This window comes from Bradyrhizobium sp. CCBAU 11434 (assembly GCF_028128895.1).
Lineage (GTDB): Bacteria > Pseudomonadota > Alphaproteobacteria > Rhizobiales > Xanthobacteraceae > Bradyrhizobium > Bradyrhizobium zhengyangense.
Map to the genome: position 1 here is coordinate 24,288 of NZ_LBJX01000089.1, position 20,295 is coordinate 44,582.

The following is a 20,295-nucleotide window of genomic DNA, read 5'->3' on the forward strand; positions in this document are numbered from 1 at the left end:
ACCTCGGGGGATACACGCTTCGGCACTTGCACACTCACGCAGGCCGGACACGCGATTTTTCAAGGTTCCTTGCGAGAAGAAAGTGGCCGATAGAATTTGAAAACTGGCGGAGAGGGAGGGATTCGAACCCCCGATAGGCTTGCACCTATGCCGCATTTCGAGTGCGGTGCATTCAACCACTCTGCCACCTCTCCTGAAGGCGCCATGGTAGGAGCAGGGCCCCTATGGTTGGGGGCGTTAATAGGCGAGGATGGCGGGCCAGACAAGGCGCGAAAGGGGAAAATCGGGGGGTTGTTTTACGGCTTTCGGGCTGGAGGCGGGTCCGGAGGATCGAACGGGGTTCGGGATTCTTGTTTTGAGGCGTTTTCTCGGGGTGTCTCCGCAACGGGACAATCCCCTAGAAGAAAGAGCCCTCACCCGCCGCGCGCGGGACGATGCTTTCGCATCGCCCCGGGGCGCGTCGGCCTCTCCCGCAAGCGGGAGAGGCGAAGAAAGAGAAAACGGGGTGGGACCGCCAGACGCGGTAAACACTGGCGGTCCCGTGCCGCTCATCGAAATGCTGGCCAGGAAGGGCGGCTTCGCAGGCCTGCGTGAGGCGACGATTCGACCGTAACGTGCAGGCGGCGGCCCGCAACGCAATCCGGTCCTTAACCTAACCGGTCAAGGTTACCCTGGGCCCGATCGGGGGATCGGAGCCCCTCACCCGAACTGCATCTGCGATGCAGTTCGACCTCTCCCTTTGGGAGAGGTGGCCGCCGCGGCCGGCGATTCGACTTCGGTCGCTTCAGTCGCCCTTGCTCTTTTTCTTGCCGTTCTCCTGGGAATCCCGGTCCTTGCCGTTATCTTTACCTTGGCCGCTGTCCCTGTGGCGGTTGGTGAAGCGCGCATTGCCGAGGCCGGTGCCGATGGTGAGCACGCCCCAGCGATCGACATCCTGCATGAACGGCACCTCGGAGAGGCCCTGAACCACGCCGTCATTGTGCATCAGGATCGCGGTGTCGTGCTCGCCGATCGCAGGGATGCCCTCGATCAAGCTCGCCGGCAGGTTGAATTTGCTGCTCTCCCAATTGCCGGGCAGATTCTGCGCGCCCTTCTCGATCGAGCCGTCGGCGTTGATGACGCCGGGACAGGCGATGCCGATGAAGGGCGCGAGCTTGAAGCCGTCTTTCTCGGCTTCGCTGATCAGCCCCTTCAGCATCTTGGTGAGCCGCTTCACCGCGCCCTCGCGCGTCGGCTCGTCGTCGGCGTGCCGCCACAGCTCCGACTTCACGACCTTGGCCTTCGAGAGGTCTTTTGCCTTCTTCCAGCCCGTCTCCACCAGGCCGCAGCGGATGTTGGTGCCGCCGATATCGACCGCGAGGATGCTGTCATAGGCCTCGAAAATCCAGGACGGCGCCAGATGCAGCGCGCCGATCAGGCCGGCCTCGTCAGGATGATGCCGGATCGGCACCATGTCGATCTTGAAGTCCTCGGCTTTCAGGATGATCTCGGTGCGCGCGATCGCGAGCTCGCCGAGCCGGGAATCGCGGAAGCCGCCGCCGACCACGATGCGCTCGGTCTTGGCCCAGGCCTTCGTCTTCAGGAAACGGCGGGTGACGTAAGCGAGCTCCTGCGCGAACTCCTCGATGGCGCTGTGCACCACGGCGGAGGCCTCGACGTCGTCGCTGATCAGGATCGCATCCAGCGTCTTCTTGCTGATGTTCTCAGACGGCTCCTTGCCGAACGGGTCCTCCCCCGTCTTGCGCAGCGGCTTGCGCCAGCGGTCCAGGATCTCGCGGAACGCGCCTTTGCTGGCGCGGTCGCCGAGAAAACCGTCCTCGTCCTTGATCTCGATGTTGAAGCTGTCGATGTCGACCGACGGCAGCCGCTCGGCGCCGTGATGGGCGATGCCCGTCGTCTTGACCAGTTCGTCCGTTGCCATGGAAGCCCTTGCCCGAATGCCAGATTGCGGGGACAACGGGACGGGAACCCGTTGGTTGCAACGCGCACCGAGATTCAGCTGAGGGCGCGGAATTGGCCCAAATCCTTCAAATCCGGGCTCTTTTCGGCTGATTTCCTTGACTCTTCGCCCTATCAGGCTATAAGTCCGCACAACCGGCGCGGGGCGTTTCTCGCGCCGCATGTTTTTGCGTGGGTTTTCAAGGGGATAATGCTCTTCAAACCCTTGCCCGCACAAAACGCATAAACCCATAGCGACTGACAAAAAGCCGGCCCCTGACATCAGTCATGAGGCCGGGATTGAACACGAAGGAAAAAAACGATGTTCGCAGTCATCAAAACCGGCGGCAAGCAATACCGCGTCGTGCCGGATGATGTCCTGGAAGTTGGCAAGATCGAAGGCGAAGTCGGCTCGATCGTGCAGTTGAATGAAGTTCTGGTGCTCGGCGGCGACACGCCGGTGCTGGGCGTTCCGACGGTGGCCGGCGCCTCCGTTGCGGTTGAGGTGCTCGACCACAAGCGCGGACCGAAGGTCATCGCGTTCAAGAAGCGCCGCCGCAAGAATTCGCGCCGCAAGCGCGGCTATCGCGACGAGATCACGGTCCTGCGCATCTCCGAGATCCTGGCTGACGGCGCCAAGCCCACCAAGGGCCCGCGTCCGAAGAAGGAAAAGGTTGCCAAGGAAGCGGCAGCGGAAGCTGCCGAGTAACGGAAACCGATCACGCCCATTCACGAATTGAGGCGTGAGACGTTTTGAAATGATTCCGTCAAGGAATTGACCTAGAGATACGCAGGATTTCGGAGACGAGCCATGGCTCACAAAAAAGCAGGCGGTTCATCGCGCAACGGTCGCGATTCAAAGGGTAAGCGCCTTGGCATCAAGGTGTTCGGCGGGGAGCGCGTGATTCCCGGCAATATCATTGCGCGTCAGCGCGGCACCACCTGGCATCCCGGCCTCAACGTCGGCATGGGCACGGACCACACGCTGTTCGCCAAGATCGAGGGTCATGTTGAATTCCAGGCCAAAGCCAATGGCCGCACCTTCGTAGCGGTACTCCCGCTCGCAGAGGCTGCTGAATAGACGGTGGATCATTTGGAGTCCGCCGGGTCCTTGACCGAACCGGCGGAGTTCCAGAGATCGCAGAGATCGAAGGCTCCAGGGGAGGCGGGGAAACCGGCCTCCCCTTTCGTTTGTGACTTTGACGGAGCCGGACATGTTGCAGGACTTTTCGAGCGTGACCTTAGCCGAGGCGAGACCCAGCGTCGTCGCCACCGAACGGCTGACCTTGCGGCGGCCGACCCTTGCCGACGTCAACACCATCGCCCGCCTCGCCAACGACCGCCGTGTCGCGGAGAATACCCGCCGCCTTCCCCATCCCTATTCGCAGGACGATGCCGTCGAATTCGTGCGCGCCACTGCCGAGCTCGGCAGCGAGAGCGTGTTCCTGATCGAGCACGACAGCGGGCCGGTCGGCATGGTCGGCATCGACCGCTCCACGCCTGACAATGCCGAGCTCGGCTACTGGCTCGGCGTCGAGCATTGGGGCCAGGGCTTTGCCACCGAGGCCGCGCGCGGCGCGATCGACTTCTTCTTCGAGGAGTTCGAGGACGATCACCTCTATGCAGGGGCGCGCGTCACCAACCCCGCCTCGCGCAACGTGCTGGAGAAGTGCGGCTTCCAGTGGAGCGGGGTGCAGCTGCACCGTTTCCTGGCGCTGGGCTCGTCGACACCGGTCGACTGCTTCCGCCTGTCACGCGGCGTGTGGTCGTCGCTGAAGAGCTGGAGCAGCGCGCGAAGGATGAGGTAGGGACTACGCTGGCGGGGTCACGTCTCCGCTCGCGCGGCCCAGATCGCGCTCACGCAAATAGATGTAGAACCCGGCGCCGATGATGATCGCGGCGCCGACGATGGTGGCGATTTGCGGCACGTCGCCGAACACGACGAAGCCGAAGATCACGGCCCAGACGATCATCGAATATTGGTAGGGCACCACGACGCTCGCCGGCGCGAGCTTGAGCGAGCGGTTGACGCAGAACAGCGCCGTCACCGAGATGCATCCGGCCATCGCGAAGAACACCAGGCTGCCTGGCGTCGGCGGCACCCAGTGGAAGGCCGAGAGCACGGCGCCCAGCGAGAGCGTGCCGATGAATTGCGAGGACGCCATCACGATGTCGGGCGTCTTGCGCAGGCTGCGGGTGATCAGCATCAAGGTTGCGAAGGAGAGGCTGCCGCCGAGCGCGATCAGCGCCGGCAGGCTCACCATCTGCGCCGACGGCCGCAGCGCGATCAGCACGCCGCAGAACCCGATCAGGATCGCGGTCCAGCGCCGCCAGCCGACCTTCTCGCCCAGAAAGATCGCCGACATTGCGGTGACGAAAATCGGACCGGCGAGATAATAGGTGACGACGTCGGCGAGCGGCAGATAGACCGTCGCCAGGAAGAAGGCGGCGACCTCCAGCGTCGACAGCACGACGCGAAACAGCTGCAGAAGCGGCCGCTCCAGATGCAGGAACAGATGACGCTGCCGCCAGATCATCGGCGACAGCAGCAGCAGCGCCGCGCAAGCGCGCAGGAACAAGAGCTGCCCCACCGAATACGTCCCGACCAGGAATTTGCCCGTGGCGTCGCCGAACGAGAACATGAAGATCGACAGCACCATGAGGCCGATGCCGGCGAGGCGCGCCGAGCGGTCGTCATAGGCGGAGAGATTCTTGAAGAAGGGCATCGAGCGCCGTTTTAATGAAGCAGACGGCCGCGACAAGCCCGCGCAAGCCGAATTGAACGGATTGTCGCACCCTTGGCATCGCGGTAGCGATAGGCGGTCCGCGAACAGAGAGCCAAGAGAGAGCTTTAGTCATGACCGACTTCGATCCGGCCCAGCACCGCATGATCACGGCGCAACGCTGGTTTGAGGATTTCGTGGTCGGCGAACGCTTCGTGCTGCCGAGCCGGACCCAGACCACCGCCGTGTTCGCGGCCTTCCAGACCGCGAGCGGCGACACCCACCCGGTGCATTACGATGTGGAATATTGCCGCGCCCGCGGCATGCCGCATCTGCTCGCCCACGGCTTCCAGACGCTGATCCACACCGCGCCGGGCGCGGGCCTGTTTCCGTTCATGGTCGAGGACTCCCTGGTCGGCTTCCTGGAGCAGTCGAGCCGGTTCCTCAAACCCGTCTTCGCCGACGACACGATCTACCCGGCGCTCGAGGTCACCGAGCTGGTGCCGGGCCGCACGACCGGCACGGTGACGCTAGGGAGTACCGTGTTCAACCAGCGCAAGGAGCTGGTGCTGGAAGGCACGCAGAAATTCCTGATCCGGCGCCGGCCGGCGTAAGAAGCGCGCGCCGCGTCATTCGACCACCCGATCCGCGCTCGCGAGCAGCGTTGCGGGCACATCGAGCGACAGCGCCTTGGCGGTCCTGAGGTTCAACGCCAGCTCGAACTTGGAGGCCTGGTAAAACGGGATCTCGCCGGGCGGCGTGCCGCGCAGGATCGCATCGATGTTGTTCGCCGCGCGCTTGTTCAATTCGACGAGGTCGAACGAATAGGTCATGAGACCACCGACATCGACAAAATCGGCCAGGGGATAGATCGCAGGAAGCGCAATCGAAGCGACCTTTGCCGCGATGATGGCGCGCTTGGTCATGACGTCGGGACTGTCGCCGACCATGATGGCATCGGCCCCATCGGGGCGAATCCTGGCGATGAGATCCTGATAGCTCGCTTCCGTCGTTGGAAAATCGACCAGACACGGGACGACCTCGACCCCAGCCGCTGTTGCAGCCGCACGCACGCTCGGACCTTGAGGGCCCTCCCAAGCGCCCCGCAAGGTGATGAACGCGAGTCTGCCAAGCTTTGGATACATTTCGCGCAACAGCGCGATGCGCTTGCCATGGATCGACGGACCGGTATCGACGCTGACGCCGGTGAAATTCCCGCCGGGACGCGCGAGACTGGCGGCAAGCCCCTGCGCCACCGGATCGGCCGTCAGCGCCACGACCGGGATCGTCGACGTCGCGCGCTTGAACAGCAACGCGCCGAGCCCGACCACGTAAATCACGTCGGGATTGCTGCGCACCACCTCCTCGACCAGGGTCGGAGCGCCGGCGCCGGCCTTTTCCGCGCCCCAGCGCTCGACGATGAGATTGTCATCGACGATTTGGCCGAGCCGTCGCAGCTCGGCGAACAGCGCCCGGTAATAGCGATTGTCGCTGTCCTCCTGCATCTGCGCCGACGGCTCCGAAGGACTGTAGATCGCAAGGCGCTTCCTGGCGGCGACCGGCTGCGCACCGGCGCGCGACAGCAGCGCGGCCGCAATTGTGCCCCCGATGAACTCCCGTCGCCGCATGCCAACGCCACTCCCCAATTCGGTTCCGCTATATCATATCGGGCCGACACGACAGTGCCGGCCGGTTAAGCACGGGACGAAAATCGCTGAAATTTCGGCCGATTTGCGGGCAAACCCGGGTTGCCGCGGGTGTCAGGCTGGCCTACCTATGACCCATGAAATTCCTCGACGAAGCAAAGGTCTATATCCGCTCCGGTGACGGCGGGAACGGCTGCGTGGCGTTCCGCCGCGAGAAGTTCATTGAGTTCGGCGGTCCCTCCGGCGGCAATGGCGGCCGCGGCGGCAACGTCATCATCGAGGTCGCCGACGGCCTCAACACGCTGATCGATTACCGCTACCAGCAGCACTTCAAGGCCCAGAAGGGCGAGAACGGCTCAGGCTCGGACCGCCACGGCGCCAACGGCAAGAACATCGTGCTGAAGGTCCCGCTGGGCACGCAGATCTTCGACGAAGATCGCGAGACGCTGATCCACGACTTCACCAATGTCGGCGAAAAGTTCGTGCTGGCCGAGGGCGGCAATGGCGGCTTCGGCAACGCGCATTTCAAGACCTCGACCAACCGCGCGCCGCGCAACGCCAATCCCGGCCAGGTGGGCGAAGAGCGCTGGATCTGGCTGCGGCTGAAACTGATCGCGGATGCCGGCCTCGTCGGCATGCCCAATGCCGGCAAGTCGACCTTCCTCTCCAAGGTCAGCGCCGCCAAGCCGAAGATCGCGGACTATCCCTTCACCACGCTGCATCCGCAGCTCGGTGTCGTGAATGCCGACGGCCGTGAATTCGTGCTCGCCGACATTCCCGGCCTGATCGAGGGCGCGCATGAAGGCACTGGCCTCGGTGACCGCTTCCTCGGCCATGTCGAGCGCTGCCGCGTGCTGCTGCATCTGGTCGACGCCACCTGCGAGCACGCCGGCAAGGCCTACAAGACCGTCCGCAAGGAGCTCGACGCCTATGGCGGGCTGCTCACCGACAAGATCGAGATCGTCGCGCTCAACAAGATCGACGCCGTCGAGCCGGACGAGTTGAAGAAGCAGAAGGACCGGCTGAAGCGCGCCGCCAAGAAGACGCCGTTGCTGATGTCCGGCGCGACCGGCCAGGGCGTCAAGGAAGCGCTGCGCGCGCTGGTCGCGGTGATCGGCGAAAGCCCTGTCTCGGCCAAGGCCAAGAGCGCGGCCGAAGCGGAGCCGTGGTCGGCGTAGCCGTCGTCCCTGCGAACGCAGGGACCCATACCGCGTGATCTCTCGATTGCGGATAGCTGCAGTCTCACACGACCAGTCTTCGCCAAACCTCTCCCTCTGGTTATGGGTCCCTGCTTTCGCAGGGACGACAGCGGAGTGTGAGGTTGCTGGCGTACGCATCACTAGCTTGTCATCGCAACCGCGATAGCGCAGCATCGAACAATCAAGAAATGACCGGAGCGATAGGCATGGCGCGCGCGAAGAACGTTCTCTGGATCATGTGCGACCAGCTTCGCTATGATTATCTCGGCTGCACCGGCCATCCCACGTTGAAGACGCCGAACATCGACGCCATGGCGAAGCGTGGCGTGCTGTTCTCGAAGGCCTATGTGCAATCGCCGATCTGCGGCCCGTCGCGGATGTCGTTCTACACCGGGCGCTACATGCGCTCGCACGGCTCGCATTGGAACGGCTGGCCCTTGCGCGTCGGCGAGCCGACGCTCGGCGATCACCTCAAGAAGATCGGCGTGCGCAACGTGCTGGTCGGCAAGACCCATATGGCGCCTGATCTCGAAGGCATGAAGGCGCTCGGCATTCCGCCGGAATCCGTCATTGGCGTGCACGTCGCCGAATGCGGCTTCGAGCCCTATGAGCGCGACGACGGGCTGCATCCGACCGGCCGCCCGCGGCCGAAATACGACGAGTATTTGCGTCAGCAAGGTTTTGAAGCCCCCAATCCCTGGGAGCATTGGGCGAACTCAGGTGCGGCGGAAGACGGCTCGTTGCAGAACGGCTGGCTGCTGGTGCACGCCGACAAGGCCGCGCGCGTGCCGGACGAGCATTCCGAGACGCCCTACATGACGCGGCGCGCGATGGATTTCATCAGCGAGGCCGAGACCGATGGCCGGCCGTGGTGCCTGCATCTGTCCTACATCAAGCCGCACTGGCCCTACATCGCGCCTGAGCCTTACGCCAGCATGTATTCGACTGAAGACATGATCCCGGTGATCCGCTCCGAACGCGAGCGGCAGAATCCCCATCCGGTGTTCGGCGCCTACATGGACATGCGCTACTCCCGCAACATGGCGCGCGATGAGGCCCGCGAGAAGGTGATCCCGACCTATATGGGCCTGATCACCCAGATCGACGACCAGATGGGCGTGCTGATGAAGTTCTTGGAGGAGCGCGGCCTTACGGAAACCACCATGATCGTGTTCACCTCCGATCACGGCGATTATCTCGGCGATCACTGGATGGGCGAGAAGGACCTGTTCCACGAACAGTCGGCGAAAATTCCGCTGATCATCATCGATCCATCGCAAGAAGCCGACGCGACGCGCGGCACACGTCGCGATGCGCTGGTCGAAGGCATCGATCTCGCGCCGACCTTCGTCGATTATTTCGGCGGCAAGGTGCCGGGCCACATTCTCGAGGGACGTTCGCTGCTGCCGCTGCTGCGCGGCCCGACGCCGGCTGATTGGCGCAAAGTGGCGTTCTCCGAATACGATTACGCCATGCAGGATGTGCGGCTGAAGCTGAACCAGCCGATCGAACGCTGCCGTCTGTTCATGGTGTTCGATGGCCGCTGGAAATACATCCACGCCTCCGGCTTCCGCCCGATGCTGTATGATCTTGAAGCCGATCCGCAGGAATACGTCGATCGCGGCGATGACCCTGAATGCGCTGCGATCATCGCACGGCTCCAGGCCGAGCTGTTCGACTGGGCGCTGCATCCCAACGACCACATCACCACGCCGCGCGAAAAAATCGCGAACTATGCGGACAGCCAGCTCCAGGTGAAGGGCGGGATTCTGATCGGCATCTGGGACGAAGCCGAACTCGCTGCGATCAAGGACGGCATCGCGCAACGCGCAAAGATGTGAGCTGCTCTTCCATCTCCCCGTAGGCGGGGCGAGGGAGAAGACCTCAATTCTCGATCTTGTATCCCGTTGCCTTCACGATCGGCTGCCAGAACGCCGTGTTGGCGGCGAGCTCCTTGGTCAGCCCATCGGCGCTGCTGCCGACCGGAATCAGCCCGATCGCTGTGAGCTTCTCCTTCACGTCGGGCTTGGCAAGCGCGGCGGCTGCGGCCGCGCCGAGCTTGCTCGCGAACTCCGGCGGGCTGCCGGCGGGAAGCCACATGCCGTACCAGGCGTCCGCCACGAGATCGATGCCGCTCTCCTTCAGCGTCGGCACCTCGGGAGCGAACGGCGAGCGTTCCGCACTCGAGATGGCGATGATCCTCACGCCCTTGGCGCGATGCTGCGGCAGCGCGTCCGCCACCGTGGTGATCCCGAAAGAAATGTGGCCACCGATGATGTCGTTGAGGATCGGCGCGCTGCCGCGATAGGGCACGCGCGTCAGGGGAATGCCGAGATCCTTTTCCAGCTTGGAGCCGGCGAAGTGCGGAATGGTGCCATTGCTCGGCACGCCGAACGAGGTGTTGTCGGGATGCGCCTTCAGCCAGGCGACGAATCCCTTGAAGTCAGAGACGTCCATGGCCGGGCCAACCACCAGCGCGAATTCGAACCGCGCCAGCAACGACACCGGCATGAAATCCTTCGCGGTGTCGAAGCTCGGCGTCGTCTCTACCATCGGCAGCAGGTACATGGTGGGCCCTGTCGTCACCAGCACCATGCTGCCGTCGGGGCTCGCGCCCTTCACCGCTTTGATGCCGATCAGGCCGTCGCCGCCGGTGCGGTTTTCGACCACGACGGTCCGCTGCAGCATCGGGGCTATTTCCTGCGCGACCAAGCGGCACAGCGTGTCGCCGCCGGCTCCTGCCGCAAACGGGAAGATGATCTTTGTCAGCCCGGCCTGCGCCTCCGCCTCGCCCGCCTGCGCCAATAGCGGTAACCCGAGACATCCGGCTATGAATTTACGGCGATCCATTCGTTTCCTCGTCCAGCCCGTTGTTGGTTGGCGGCATTAGAACCGGGCCAGCGCCCAAAACAAGACCGACCTTCGCCGTTTACCGGGCCTGCCGCCTTGCGCCGGCCATCGTCCTGCTGCAAAAGCAGCCTCATCGGCGCCGCCTGTCGCTCCGCCGTTTCCTGAGCAATTTCGCCGTACGCGCCAGCATATACGAACATGGCAAGCCCCGAACTCAGTCAATTCCGCCGCATCGTCGTCAAGGTCGGCTCCGCGCTGCTGGTCGATTCCGACCGGGGCGAGGTGCGGGCGTCGTGGCTGGCTGCGCTCGCCGACGACATGGCGAAGCTGCACAAGGAGGGCCGCGACGTCCTCGTGGTGTCCTCCGGCTCGATCGCGCTCGGCCGCAGCCGACTCAAATTGCCGCGCGGGCCGCTGAAGCTGGAGGAAAGCCAGGCGGCCGCCGCTGTCGGCCAGATCGCGCTGGCGCGGATCTGGTCGGAGGTGCTCGGCGCTCACGGTATCGGCGCCGGACAGATTCTGGTGACGCTCCAGGATACCGAGGAGCGTCGACGTTATCTCAATGCCCGCTCCACCATCGGCAAGCTGCTGGAATGGCGCGCGATCCCCGTGATCAACGAGAACGATACGGTCGCCACCACCGAGATCCGCTACGGCGACAATGACCGCCTCGCCGCGCGCGTCGCCACCATGGCGAGCGCTGATCTCTTGGTGCTGCTGTCCGACATCGACGGGCTCTACGACGCCCCGCCGAAAAACAATCCCAACGCAAAGCTGATCCCGGTGGTCGAGAGCATCACCTCGGAGATCGAGGCGGTGGCTGGAGACGCCGAGTCCGAGCTGTCGCGCGGCGGCATGCGCACCAAGGTCGAGGCGGCCAAGATCGCCACGACGGGCGGCACGCACATGCTGATTGCATCAGGCAAGATCGAGCATCCCTTGCAGGCGATCGCCAATGGCGGCCGCTGCACCTGGTTCCTGACGCCGGCCAATCCCATCACCTCGCGAAAACGCTGGATCGCCGGCACGCTGGAGCCGAAGGGGACGCTGACCATCGATGCGGGCGCCGTGACGGCGCTGCGCGCCGGCGCCAGCCTGCTGCCGGCCGGCGTGATCAAGGTCGAGGGCCAGTTCGCCCGCGGCGACGCCGTGATCGTCCGCGGCCCCGACACCAGCGAAGTCGGCCGCGGCTTGATCGCCTATGACGCCGAGGTCGCCGAGCGGATCAAGGGCCGCTCGTCCCCGGACGTGATGCTCATCCTTGGCATCAGCGGCCGTTCGGAGATGATCCACCGCGACGATCTGGTGGTGGGCGGGTAAGGGCCGAAGAGCGGCCGAACCGTCATGCCGGGCTTGTCCCGGCCGCCGGAAGCTGGGCCAGTGGCCGAGCCCAGCAGCCGTCTCCCGAAGCCCTGCCATACCCTCCCTGCCCTTCGCAAAAGCGGGATTTCCATGCTAGGACACCGCCTTAGCAGAAGGTTGAACTCCCATGGCCGCCCCCCTCAAAGCCGTCGACGGTAACGCCGATCTTCAGGCGCTGATGTCCGATCTCGCCACCCGTGCCCGCGCCGCCGCGCGCGTGTTGGCGCTGGCGCCGCCGGAGCAGAAGAACCGGGCGCTTGAGGCCATGGAGCGCGCGATCCGCAAGCATGCCGCTGCGATCCTCGCCGCCAATGCCGAAGACGTCGCGGAAGCCCGCGCCTCCGGCAACGCGACCTCCGCCTTCATCGATCGCCTGACGCTGACGCCGGCGCGGGTCGAGGGCATGGCCGAAGGCATCGCAATCGTGCGCGGCATTGCCGATCCCGTCGGCATCGTCACCGAGAGCTGGCAGCGGCCGAACGGCATGACCATCGAGCGTGTGCGTGTGCCGCTCGGCGTCGTCGGCGTGATTTTCGAGAGCCGCCCCAACGTTGCGGCGGACGCCGGCGTGCTCTGTTTGAAGTCGGGCAATGCCGTGATCCTGCGCGGCGGCTCCGACAGTTTCCGCTCCTGCCGCGCGATCCACGAATGTCTCGTCCAGGGGCTGCGCGAAGCGGGACTTCCCGAAGCTGCGATCACACTGGTGCCGACGCGCGACCGGGCGGCCGTTGGCATGATGCTATCGGGATTGAACGGTTCGATTGACGTGATCGTGCCGCGTGGCGGCAAGAGCCTCGTCGCGCGCGTCGAGCAGGAAGCGCGCGTGCCCGTGTTCGCGCATCTCGAAGGCGTCAACCACGTCTATGTCGATGCCAGTGCCGACCTCGCCATGGCGAAGGAGATCGTGCTCAACGCCAAGATGCGCCGCACCGGCGTCTGTGGCGCGGCCGAAACGCTGCTGGTCGATCGCGCTGCTGCCGGCAAGACTCTGAAGCCGCTGGTCGAGATGCTGCTCGAGGCCGGCTGCGAAGTGCGCGGTGACGACGCCGTGCAGAAAGCCGACGCGCGCGTTAAACCCGCCAGCGAAGATGATTGGGACACCGAATATCTCGACGCGATCATCGCCGCGAAGGTGGTCGACGGCGTTGACGGCGCGATCGCGCACATCCAGGACCACGGCTCGCACCACACCGATGCGATCGTGAGCGAGAACGACGCAGCTGCAAAGAAATTCCTCAGCGAAGTCGATTCAGCGATCGTGCTGCACAACGCCTCGACGCAGTTCGCCGATGGCGGCGAGTTCGGCTTCGGCGCCGAGATCGGCATCGCCACCGGCCGCTTCCACGCCCGTGGTCCTGTTGGTGCCGAGCAATTGACGAGTTTCAAATATCGCGTTCATGGCACAGGACAGACGCGGCCGTAAGGCATGGCGCGAGGCGCGGGGCATTGAGTAACAATTTCGTCGCGCCACGCTTCGTGGCGCAGGCCATCCCGCCCTACACCGAAGGCATGCGCATCGGCCTGCTCGGTGGCTCGTTCAATCCGCCGCACCAGGCGCATCGCGCCATCAGTCAGTTCGCGCTGAAGCGCCTTCAGCTCGATCGCGTCTGGTGGCTGGTCACGCCAGGGAATCCGCTCAAGGAGAACGGCAACCTGCATGAACTCGGCGAGCGCATGCAGGCCGCGCGCGACGTCGCCAACGATTCCAGGATCGAGGTGAGCTGTCTCGAATCCGTCATTCGCACCCGCTATACTATCGACACGATCAACACCTTGCGCCGCCGTCTCAGTGGCTTGCGCTTTGTCTGGATTATGGGCGCCGACAACCTCGCTCAATTCCACCGTTGGCAGCATTGGCGGCGCATCGCCGACCAGGTGCCGATGGCGGTCATCGATCGCCCGCCGCAGAGTTTTCGCGCCCTCGCCTCCCCCGCCGCCCAGGCGCTTGCGCGCTATCGCCTGCCGGAGAATGAGGCAGCCTTGCTTGCGGATCGGCCGGCGCCGGCCTGGGTCTTCTTGACCGGATTGAAGCTCAACCTCTCCTCGACGGGCTTGCGGAACCCGGACGGGAGCTGGAAAGGTACGAAGTGAGACGGAGTGTGGGGATTTACGGGCTCTCTGGCATATTGAAACCCTTAACCCCACATGATGTAGTGTAGCCAGTGGGCGCCGGATTCGGCGTTCGCGATACAGTGAAAGGAATGGTCCCTGACCACATCTGTATTGTCCAAGTCTGTTTTACCCAAGGTTGCTAAGCCTACGCGTAAAACATCGACCCAAGCTGCGGCCTTGAAGGCGCAACCCGACGCCGACAAGACGCTGAGCCTGATCCTCTCCCGCCTCGAGGACATGAAGGCGGAAGAGACGGTCACCATCGACCTTCGCGGCAAATCGGCATACTCCGACTACATGATCGTCACCACGGGCCGTGCGAACCGGCACGTTGGCGCGATCGCGGAGAACGTGACGAAGAGCCTCAAGGAAACCGGCATCAAGAACGTCCATGTCGAGGGCTTGCCCAATTGCGACTGGGTGCTGATCGATTCCGGCGATGTGATCGTGCACGTGTTCAGACCCGAGGTCCGCGAGTTCTACAATCTCGAGAGATTGTACACGCAGGGCCCAGGGGCGGCGAAGGCGATCTAGGCCTACTTGGCCGATTTCGAATCGGCTGACGCGCATGCTAGCGTCGTGCGCGCGCGGAATGCGCGCGGTCATGAAAACACGACTCCGAGACCTCATGCGTGTTGCAGTCATTGCGGTGGGCCGGCTGAAGCAGGGCCCCGAACGGGAGCTTGCCGACCGCTATTTCGAGCGGTTCGACGAGGCAGGCCGCAAGCTCGGATTCCGCGAGCTGACCATCCACGAAATCCCCGAGAGCCGCGCGCGCGACACCGCAACCCGCATGGCCGAAGAGGCCGCGGCGATATCAGCGCATATTCCCGATAAATCGATTCTGGTGGCGATGGACGAGCGCGGACAAAACCTCGATTCCACCGTATTCGCACGGAATCTCGGACGCTGGCGCGACGAGGGCGCCGGTCATACTATCTTCGTGATCGGAGGGGCGGACGGACTTTCGCCCGAATTGCGCCGTAAGGCCAAGTTCGCGATCGCGTTCGGCTCTGCGACCTGGCCGCATCAAATGGTCCGCGTCATGCTTCTGGAACAGCTGTATCGGGCCGCCACCATTCTGGCCGGCCACCCCTATCATCGCGCGTGATTCGCGCCCACAACGAGCACCTTGTCCGAGAACCTTGTCCAACAGATGCGAGCGCCGATCCTCAATTTGCTGCTGATTGCGAGCTGCGCCGGCACAAGCCTCGCACAAGCTCAGACGCAAGGTCAGACAATTGCACCGGCGCCTCAGACCGCAGCCATCTCGCCTGACGCAATCAAGCAGCGCGAGCAGGAGCTGGAAGCCGCGCGCGCCAGGCAGAAGAGCGCTGAGGAAGCGCAGGCCAAGCTGAAGGCCGAGATCGCCTCGCTCGGCCAGGACCGCACTCAGCTCAATCAGCAATTGATCGATACCGCCGCCAATGTCCGCACCGTCGAGACCAAGATCGACGAGGCCGAGGCGCGACTGAAGACGCTGAACGGCCGCGAGCAGCAGGCGCGCGCTTCGCTCGATTCGCGCCGCGCCGATATCGTCGAGGTGCTGGCGGCCTTGCAGCGCGCCGGACGGCGCACACCACCGGCGCTGCTGGTGCGGCCCGAGGATGCGCTGCAATCGCTGCGCACAGCCATTCTGCTCGGCGCCGTCGTGCCGGAGTTGCGCGGTCGCGCGGAAAAGATCGCAAGCGAGCTCGGCGAGCTCGTCGCCTTGCGCAAGAACATCGCGGCCGAGCGCGACCAGCTCGCCTCCGACCGTGACAACATCCGCAGCGACCAGACCCGGCTCGCCGCACTTGTCGACGAGCGGCAGCGCCAGCAGGCCTCGCGCGAAAAGGACCTCGACGCCGAGAATTCGCGCGCCATCACGCTGTCAAAGCAGGTCGGCGATCTCCAGGGCCTGATCGCCAAGATGGAGCAGGACCTGCAAAGCGCCGCCAAGGCGGCCGAGAAGGCCGCCGAGGCCGCCAAGCAGGCCGAGGCCAAGGAGGCCAAAGAAGCCAAGGCCGCGGCTGCGAATGCGGCGGCCAACGCCAAACCGGGCCCAGCCATCTTCAAGGACCGCTCCCGGACCAGCCCGGCCATCCTGTTCGCCTCGGCCAAGGGGCTCCTGCCGCTGCCGGTTAACGGTAACAAGATCAGGGACTTTGGCGGTTCCGACGGGGTCGGCGGGGTCCAGAAGGGTATTTCGCTGGCGACCAAGCCCGGCTCCCAGGTCACGACGCCGTGCGATGGCTGGGTCGTTTATGCCGGTCCGTTCCGCAGCTATGGACAACTCTTGATCCTCAATGCCGGGGGCGGGTATCATGTCCTGATCGCCGGGATGGAGCGCATTTCGGTAAACATCGGACAGTTTGTGCTCACTGGGGAGCCGGTCGCGACCATGGGGTCGACATCTCAAGTCGCCTCCATTCTCGCCACCAACGCGAGTCAACCTGTGCTGTATGTCGAGTTCCGCAAAGACGGCACTCCAATCGATCCAGGCCCATGGTGGGCCGCAAATGAAGGCGAGAAGGTTCGCGGATGATGCGCAAGACTTCAGTTATCCTCCTCAGCGCGGCCACCGGTGCGGCGCTGACGCTGTTCGTGACCCAGCCGCGCGCGGTGTTCATGGGCTCCAGCGCGCGAGCCGCGACGGCGGACACCTATCGCCAGCTCAATCTGTTCGGCGACGTCTTCGAGCGCGTGCGCTCCGACTATGTCGAAAAACCCGACGACACCAAGCTGATCGAATCCGCGATCAGCGGCATGCTCTCAGGTCTCGATCCGCATTCGAGCTACATGGACGCCAAGAGCTTCCGTGACATGCAGGTGCAGACCCGCGGCGAGTTCGGCGGCCTCGGCATCGAGGTCACGATGGAAGACGGCCTGATCAAGGTGGTCTCGCCGATCGACGATACGCCCGCCTCGCGCGCCGGCGTCATGGCCAACGACATCATTACCAATCTCGACGATGAAGCAGTTCAGGGCCTGACCCTGAACCAGGCGGTCGAGAAGATGCGCGGCCCCGTCAACACCAAGATCAAGCTCAAGATCATCCGCAAGGGCCAGGACAATCCGATCGACGTCACCCTGGTGCGCGACAACATCCGCGTCCGTTCGGTGCGCGCGCGCGTCGAGGCCGACGACATCGCCTATATCCGCATCACCACCTTCAACGAGCAGACCACCGAAGGCCTGAAGAAGGAGGTCGCGAACCTCTCTGGCCAGATCGGCGACAAGCTCAAGGGCTACATCATCGACCTCCGCAACAATCCGGGCGGCCTGCTCGAGGAGGCCGTGACCGTGTCCGACTCGTTCCTGGAGAAGGGCGAGATCGTGTCGACCCGCGGCCGCAATGCCGAGGAGACCCAGCGCCGCACCGCGCATGCTGGCGACCTCACCAAGGGCAAGCCTGTAATCGTGCTCGTCAACGGCGGTTCGGCCTCGGCCTCGGAAATCGTCGCCGGCGCGCTGCAGGACCACAAGCGCGCGACCATCGTCGGCACGCGCTCCTTCGGCAAGGGCTCGGTGCAGACCATCATCCCGCTCGGCTCGGGCAACGGCGCGCTGCGCCTGACCACGGCGCGCTACTACACGCCGTCGGGCAAGTCGATCCAGGCCAAGGGCATCGTGCCTGATATCGAAGTGCTCCAGGACGTGCCGGACGAGCTGAAGTCCCGCACCGACACCAAGGGCGAAGCTTCGCTGCGCGGCCACCTCAAGAACGACGGCGACGAGAAGACCGGTTCGCAATCCTACGTCCCGCCGGACGCCAAGGACGACAAGGCACTCAAGATGGCCGACGACCTGCTCCACGGCATCAAGAACAGCGCCAATGCGGCGCCGACGCCGGCGCCCGGCGCCACGACCGACAAGGCCGCGGCCGACAAGCCCAAGGCAGCAAACTAAGCGCAACCTCGGCAATTGATTGAAAAGGGCGGCTCCAGGAGTCGCCCTTTTTTGCTGCCGACCTTTTTGCTTGGAACTCCTGATCCCCCCGGCCTATCCCGGCCTGCCGCCACTTGACCTTGGCGTGGTATCGTCGGGTTGAGTGATTCGGGATCTCGCATGACTGAAACGGCCGATGATCTGAGCGCCCCGCTCGGACAGGACAAGCCGCGCCGGAAACGGCGGCTGCGGCTGCCGTTCACCGTCATGCAACTGCTGGCCGTCATGCTCGGCCTGTTCCTGGTCGCCTTTGCCGGTTTTGCCATCTTCAACAAGGACCCGCTCGGCGGCGAGCCGATGACGCGGATCGCGATTCGCGATCCCAAAGCCACCGACGAGAAGCCTGCGGCTTCCGGCCATGACCAGGCAGCCAAGCAAGAGAGCAAGCACGAGACCAAGGACGCGCCGAAGCAGGCCGGCGACCAGAAGACCATCACCATGATCGACGGCTCGACCGGCGCGCGCCATGACGTGGTGATCGGCGCGGGCGACGCCGCCGACAAGGGCGAGGCGGCTTCCGCGCCGCCGCCCGTCATGAACGGGATCGATCCAAAGCTGCTGGAGAAGTCCCGCTACGGCATGATCCCCGCGATCTCGGGCGACCTCAAGCCGTTCAACGTCTATGCCGCCGAGGCCGACCGCGCCAAGGCCGCGAAGATGCCTGTCGTGGCGATCGTGATCGGCGGCCTCGGCGTCGGCGCCGCCAAGACCACCGATGCGATCATGAAGCTGCCGGGCGCGGTGACGCTGGCCTTCACACCCTACGGCGCCGACCCCGGCAAGCTCGCCGAGCGGGCCCGCGCCCAGCGCCACGAGATCTTCCTGCAGATCCCGATGGAGCCCTACGACTTCCCCGACAACGATCCCGGCCCGCAGACGCTGCTGACCTCGCTCACCCCCGACCAGAACACCGACCGCCTGTACTGGCACCTCAGCCGGATGCAGGGCTATGCCGGCCTCACCAATTTCATGGGCGCCCGCTTCATCGCGACTGATGCGGCGATGCAGCCGATCATCCGCGAGGCCTCCAGGCGCGGCCTCGGCTTCTTCGATGACGGCTCCTCGCCCCGCAGCATCGCCTCACAGGCGGCCGGGAGCCTCGCGGTGCCGTTCGGCAAGGGCGACATCGCGCTCGACGCGGTGCCGACCCCGACCGAGATCGACCGCGCCCTGAACAAGCTGGAATCGACGGCACGAGAGCGCGGCGTCGCCATCGGCACGGCCTCGGCCCTGCCGGTCTCGATCGAACGGGTCGGCGCCTGGATCAAGACATTGAACGACCGGGGTATCCTATTGGTGCCATTGACAACCGCGATGCTGAAATCAAAATCCAGCTAAATCAAAGAATTGGTACGGCACGGCTTCCCGATGGCCCGGCCGGCAGCACGCGAGAGGTTTGGTGGAATGGCGCGTTATGAGGATCTGCCCTACCGAACCTGCGTCGGGGTGATGTTGCTCAACACTGAAGGCCTGGTGTTCATCGGTCGTCGCGCCGGTGGCATCGAGCATGTCGACGACAGCCATGTCTGGCAGATGCCGCAGGGCGGGGTCGATCCCGGCGAGGACAATTGGGAAGCCGCCAAGCGCGAGCTCTATGAAGAGACCAGCGTGCGCTCGATCGAGCGACTAGGCGAGGTGCCGGACTGGCTGATCTACGACATCCCGCGCACGGTCGCGGGGCGCGCCTGGAAGGGCCGCTATCGCGGCCAGCGCCAGAGGTGGTTCGCGGTGCGCTTCACCGGCAAGGACAGCGAGATCAATGTCGAGAAGCCCGGCGGCGGCGGCCACAAGGCCGAATTCGTCAGCTGGCGCTGGGAGCCGATGAAGAACCTCCCCTCACTGATCATCCCGTTCAAGCGTCCGGTCTATGAGCGCGTGGTGAAGGAATTTTCCGCACTCGCGGACGGCTAAATGATTTGCCGTCGTTCCGGAGCGATGCGACAGCATCGCATCATGGTGCGCAATCGCGCATCTGGGAACCTCGAGATTCCGGCTTCGCGCTTCGCGCGCCCCGGAATGACGAAGGATGCAGCAGTGACCAACGAAAAACCCTACCGTCCCAATGTCGGCATCGCGCTGTTCAATGCCGACGGCTGCGTGCTGGTCGGGCACCGCTTCAAGGGCGACGGCCCGGAGATCATCCTGCCCGGACTCGACTGGCAGATGCCGCAAGGCGGCGTCGACGAGGGTGAGGTCTTGCGCGATGCGGCCATGCGCGAGCTCTGGGAGGAGACCAACGTCGTCAGCGCCGACTATCTCGGCGAGACCGACTGGCTCACTTACGAGTTCCCGCCCTATGACGGACCGCAGACGCACCGGTTGGCGAAATTTCGTGGCCAGCGCCAAAAATGGTTCGCGCTGCGCTTCACCGGTCAGGATGACGAGATCGACCCGCTGACGCCGCGCAACGGCCAGCCCGCCGAGTTCGATGCGTGGCGCTGGGAGCGCCTCGACCGCGTCGCCGACATCGTGGTGCCGTTCCGCCGCGAGGTCTACCGGGCGGTGGCGCAAGAGTTCGCGCCCTTCGCCAAATGA

The 20,295-nt window shown here is 64.4% G+C and carries 20 protein-coding genes and 1 tRNA gene; 16 read left to right on the plus strand and 5 right to left on the minus strand.

The features are described 5' to 3' along the window. Positions 1–104: 104 nt before the first annotated feature. Both XI06_RS21145 and XI06_RS21150 read right to left on the minus strand, forming a co-directional pair. A tRNA-Ser gene (locus XI06_RS21145) sits at positions 105–194 on the minus strand. Positions 195–784: 590 nt separating this feature from the next. Next, complete coding sequence (locus XI06_RS21150; protein ID WP_271606378.1) at positions 785–1,921, minus strand: ROK family protein; 1,137 nt, start codon at positions 1,919–1,921, stop codon at positions 785–787. 339 nt (positions 1,922–2,260) lie between these two features. Here XI06_RS21150 and rplU point away from each other — a divergent pair, with 339 nt between their 5' ends. The 3 genes from rplU to XI06_RS21165 all read left to right on the plus strand — a co-directional run bounded on the left by rplU (position 2,261) and on the right by XI06_RS21165 (position 3,746). Then, positions 2,261–2,647: a 50S ribosomal protein L21 gene (gene rplU, locus XI06_RS21155; protein ID WP_237861258.1), complete on the plus strand. Its 387-nt coding sequence runs from the start codon at positions 2,261–2,263 to the stop codon at positions 2,645–2,647. A gap of 102 nt (positions 2,648–2,749) precedes the next feature. Then, positions 2,750–3,019, plus strand: a complete 270-nt coding sequence (rpmA, locus tag XI06_RS21160; protein ID WP_212240096.1) for a 50S ribosomal protein L27 — start codon at positions 2,750–2,752, stop codon at positions 3,017–3,019. A gap of 133 nt (positions 3,020–3,152) precedes the next feature. Then, positions 3,153–3,746, plus strand: coding sequence for a GNAT family N-acetyltransferase (locus XI06_RS21165; RefSeq protein WP_237861257.1), 594 nt, complete (start codon positions 3,153–3,155; stop codon positions 3,744–3,746). A gap of 3 nt (positions 3,747–3,749) precedes the next feature. Here XI06_RS21165 and XI06_RS21170 read toward each other — a convergent pair whose 3' ends face one another. After that, a complete protein-coding gene (locus XI06_RS21170) occupies positions 3,750–4,664 on the minus strand; it encodes a DMT family transporter (protein ID WP_271606379.1) in 915 nt (304 codons plus the stop codon). A gap of 131 nt (positions 4,665–4,795) precedes the next feature. Between XI06_RS21170 and XI06_RS21175 the strand changes: the two genes are divergently transcribed. Next, entirely contained in the window at positions 4,796–5,275 is a 480-nt protein-coding gene (locus XI06_RS21175; protein ID WP_271606380.1) for a MaoC family dehydratase, read from the plus strand. A 15-nt stretch (positions 5,276–5,290) separates the two neighbouring features. Here the strand turns inward: XI06_RS21175 and XI06_RS21180 are convergent, their stop codons facing one another. Further along, positions 5,291–6,289 carry an ABC transporter substrate-binding protein gene (locus XI06_RS21180; protein ID WP_271606381.1) on the minus strand — a complete coding sequence of 333 codons (999 nt, stop codon included), beginning with the start codon at positions 6,287–6,289 and terminating at the stop codon, positions 5,291–5,293. Positions 6,290–6,444: 155 nt separating this feature from the next. On the opposite strand from XI06_RS21180, the gene obgE reads away from it, so the two are divergent. Then, positions 6,445–7,485, plus strand: a complete 1,041-nt coding sequence (obgE, locus tag XI06_RS21185) for a GTPase ObgE (RefSeq protein WP_271606382.1) — start codon at positions 6,445–6,447, stop codon at positions 7,483–7,485. Positions 7,486–7,712: 227 nt separating this feature from the next. Then, a complete protein-coding gene (locus tag XI06_RS21190; protein ID WP_271606383.1) occupies positions 7,713–9,347 on the plus strand; it encodes an alkaline phosphatase family protein in 1,635 nt (544 codons plus the stop codon). A 43-nt stretch (positions 9,348–9,390) separates the two neighbouring features. On the opposite strand, the gene XI06_RS21195 is transcribed toward XI06_RS21190, so the two are convergent. Beyond that, a complete protein-coding gene (locus XI06_RS21195) occupies positions 9,391–10,356 on the minus strand; it encodes a Bug family tripartite tricarboxylate transporter substrate binding protein (RefSeq protein ID WP_271606384.1) in 966 nt (321 codons plus the stop codon). A gap of 198 nt (positions 10,357–10,554) precedes the next feature. On the opposite strand from XI06_RS21195, the gene proB reads away from it, so the two are divergent. From proB to XI06_RS21245, 10 genes are all read left to right on the plus strand, one after another. Then, entirely contained in the window at positions 10,555–11,676 is a 1,122-nt protein-coding gene (gene proB / locus XI06_RS21200; RefSeq protein ID WP_237861249.1) for a glutamate 5-kinase, read from the plus strand. 169 nt (positions 11,677–11,845) lie between these two features. Continuing rightward, on the plus strand, positions 11,846–13,141 hold the full coding sequence (locus XI06_RS21205; protein WP_237861248.1) for a glutamate-5-semialdehyde dehydrogenase: 1,296 nt from the start codon (positions 11,846–11,848) through the stop codon (positions 13,139–13,141). A 23-nt stretch (positions 13,142–13,164) separates the two neighbouring features. Further along, positions 13,165–13,809 (plus strand): nicotinate-nucleotide adenylyltransferase, encoded by a 645-nt coding sequence (locus tag XI06_RS21210; protein WP_237873736.1) that lies wholly within the window; start codon positions 13,165–13,167, stop codon positions 13,807–13,809. A gap of 198 nt (positions 13,810–14,007) precedes the next feature. Beyond that, positions 14,008–14,364 carry a ribosome silencing factor gene (gene rsfS / locus XI06_RS21215; RefSeq protein WP_237861245.1) on the plus strand — a complete coding sequence of 119 codons (357 nt, stop codon included), beginning with the start codon at positions 14,008–14,010 and terminating at the stop codon, positions 14,362–14,364. Between the two features lie 94 nt (positions 14,365–14,458). Continuing rightward, on the plus strand, positions 14,459–14,941 hold the full coding sequence (gene rlmH / locus XI06_RS21220; RefSeq protein WP_237861244.1) for a 23S rRNA (pseudouridine(1915)-N(3))-methyltransferase RlmH: 483 nt from the start codon (positions 14,459–14,461) through the stop codon (positions 14,939–14,941). A gap of 45 nt (positions 14,942–14,986) precedes the next feature. Next, entirely contained in the window at positions 14,987–16,357 is a 1,371-nt protein-coding gene (locus tag XI06_RS21225) for a murein hydrolase activator EnvC family protein (protein ID WP_237861319.1), read from the plus strand. Then, on the plus strand, positions 16,354–17,721 hold the full coding sequence (locus tag XI06_RS21230; protein WP_237861243.1) for a S41 family peptidase: 1,368 nt from the start codon (positions 16,354–16,356) through the stop codon (positions 17,719–17,721). Before XI06_RS21225 ends, XI06_RS21230 begins: the two co-directional genes overlap by 4 nt. A gap of 159 nt (positions 17,722–17,880) precedes the next feature. Then, positions 17,881–19,098 (plus strand): divergent polysaccharide deacetylase family protein, encoded by a 1,218-nt coding sequence (locus XI06_RS21235; RefSeq protein ID WP_237861242.1) that lies wholly within the window; start codon positions 17,881–17,883, stop codon positions 19,096–19,098. A gap of 66 nt (positions 19,099–19,164) precedes the next feature. Further along, positions 19,165–19,671 carry an RNA pyrophosphohydrolase gene (locus XI06_RS21240; protein WP_237861241.1) on the plus strand — a complete coding sequence of 169 codons (507 nt, stop codon included), beginning with the start codon at positions 19,165–19,167 and terminating at the stop codon, positions 19,669–19,671. 123 nt (positions 19,672–19,794) lie between these two features. Then, complete coding sequence (locus XI06_RS21245; protein ID WP_271606385.1) at positions 19,795–20,295, plus strand: RNA pyrophosphohydrolase; 501 nt, start codon at positions 19,795–19,797, stop codon at positions 20,293–20,295.

Excerpts from the sequence above, each read along its gene's own strand:
- XI06_RS21150 (WP_271606378.1), bottom strand. The coding sequence starts at position 1,921 with ATGGCAACGGACGAACTGGTCAAGACGACGGGCATCGCCCATCACGGC.
- rplU (WP_237861258.1), top strand. The coding sequence starts at position 2,261 with ATGTTCGCAGTCATCAAAACCGGCGGCAAGCAATACCGCGTCGTGCCG.
- rpmA (WP_212240096.1), top strand. The coding sequence starts at position 2,750 with ATGGCTCACAAAAAAGCAGGCGGTTCATCGCGCAACGGTCGCGATTCA.
- XI06_RS21165 (WP_237861257.1), top strand. The coding sequence starts at position 3,153 with ATGTTGCAGGACTTTTCGAGCGTGACCTTAGCCGAGGCGAGACCCAGC.
- XI06_RS21170 (WP_271606379.1), bottom strand. The coding sequence starts at position 4,664 with ATGCCCTTCTTCAAGAATCTCTCCGCCTATGACGACCGCTCGGCGCGC.
- XI06_RS21175 (WP_271606380.1), top strand. The coding sequence starts at position 4,796 with ATGACCGACTTCGATCCGGCCCAGCACCGCATGATCACGGCGCAACGC.
- XI06_RS21180 (WP_271606381.1), bottom strand. The coding sequence starts at position 6,289 with ATGCGGCGACGGGAGTTCATCGGGGGCACAATTGCGGCCGCGCTGCTG.
- obgE (WP_271606382.1), top strand. The coding sequence starts at position 6,445 with ATGAAATTCCTCGACGAAGCAAAGGTCTATATCCGCTCCGGTGACGGC.
- XI06_RS21190 (WP_271606383.1), top strand. The coding sequence starts at position 7,713 with ATGGCGCGCGCGAAGAACGTTCTCTGGATCATGTGCGACCAGCTTCGC.
- XI06_RS21195 (WP_271606384.1), bottom strand. The coding sequence starts at position 10,356 with ATGGATCGCCGTAAATTCATAGCCGGATGTCTCGGGTTACCGCTATTG.
- proB (WP_237861249.1), top strand. The coding sequence starts at position 10,555 with ATGGCAAGCCCCGAACTCAGTCAATTCCGCCGCATCGTCGTCAAGGTC.
- XI06_RS21205 (WP_237861248.1), top strand. The coding sequence starts at position 11,846 with ATGGCCGCCCCCCTCAAAGCCGTCGACGGTAACGCCGATCTTCAGGCG.
- rlmH (WP_237861244.1), top strand. The coding sequence starts at position 14,459 with ATGCGTGTTGCAGTCATTGCGGTGGGCCGGCTGAAGCAGGGCCCCGAA.
- XI06_RS21225 (WP_237861319.1), top strand. The coding sequence starts at position 14,987 with ATGCGAGCGCCGATCCTCAATTTGCTGCTGATTGCGAGCTGCGCCGGC.
- XI06_RS21230 (WP_237861243.1), top strand. The coding sequence starts at position 16,354 with ATGATGCGCAAGACTTCAGTTATCCTCCTCAGCGCGGCCACCGGTGCG.
- XI06_RS21235 (WP_237861242.1), top strand. The coding sequence starts at position 17,881 with ATGACTGAAACGGCCGATGATCTGAGCGCCCCGCTCGGACAGGACAAG.
- XI06_RS21240 (WP_237861241.1), top strand. The coding sequence starts at position 19,165 with ATGGCGCGTTATGAGGATCTGCCCTACCGAACCTGCGTCGGGGTGATG.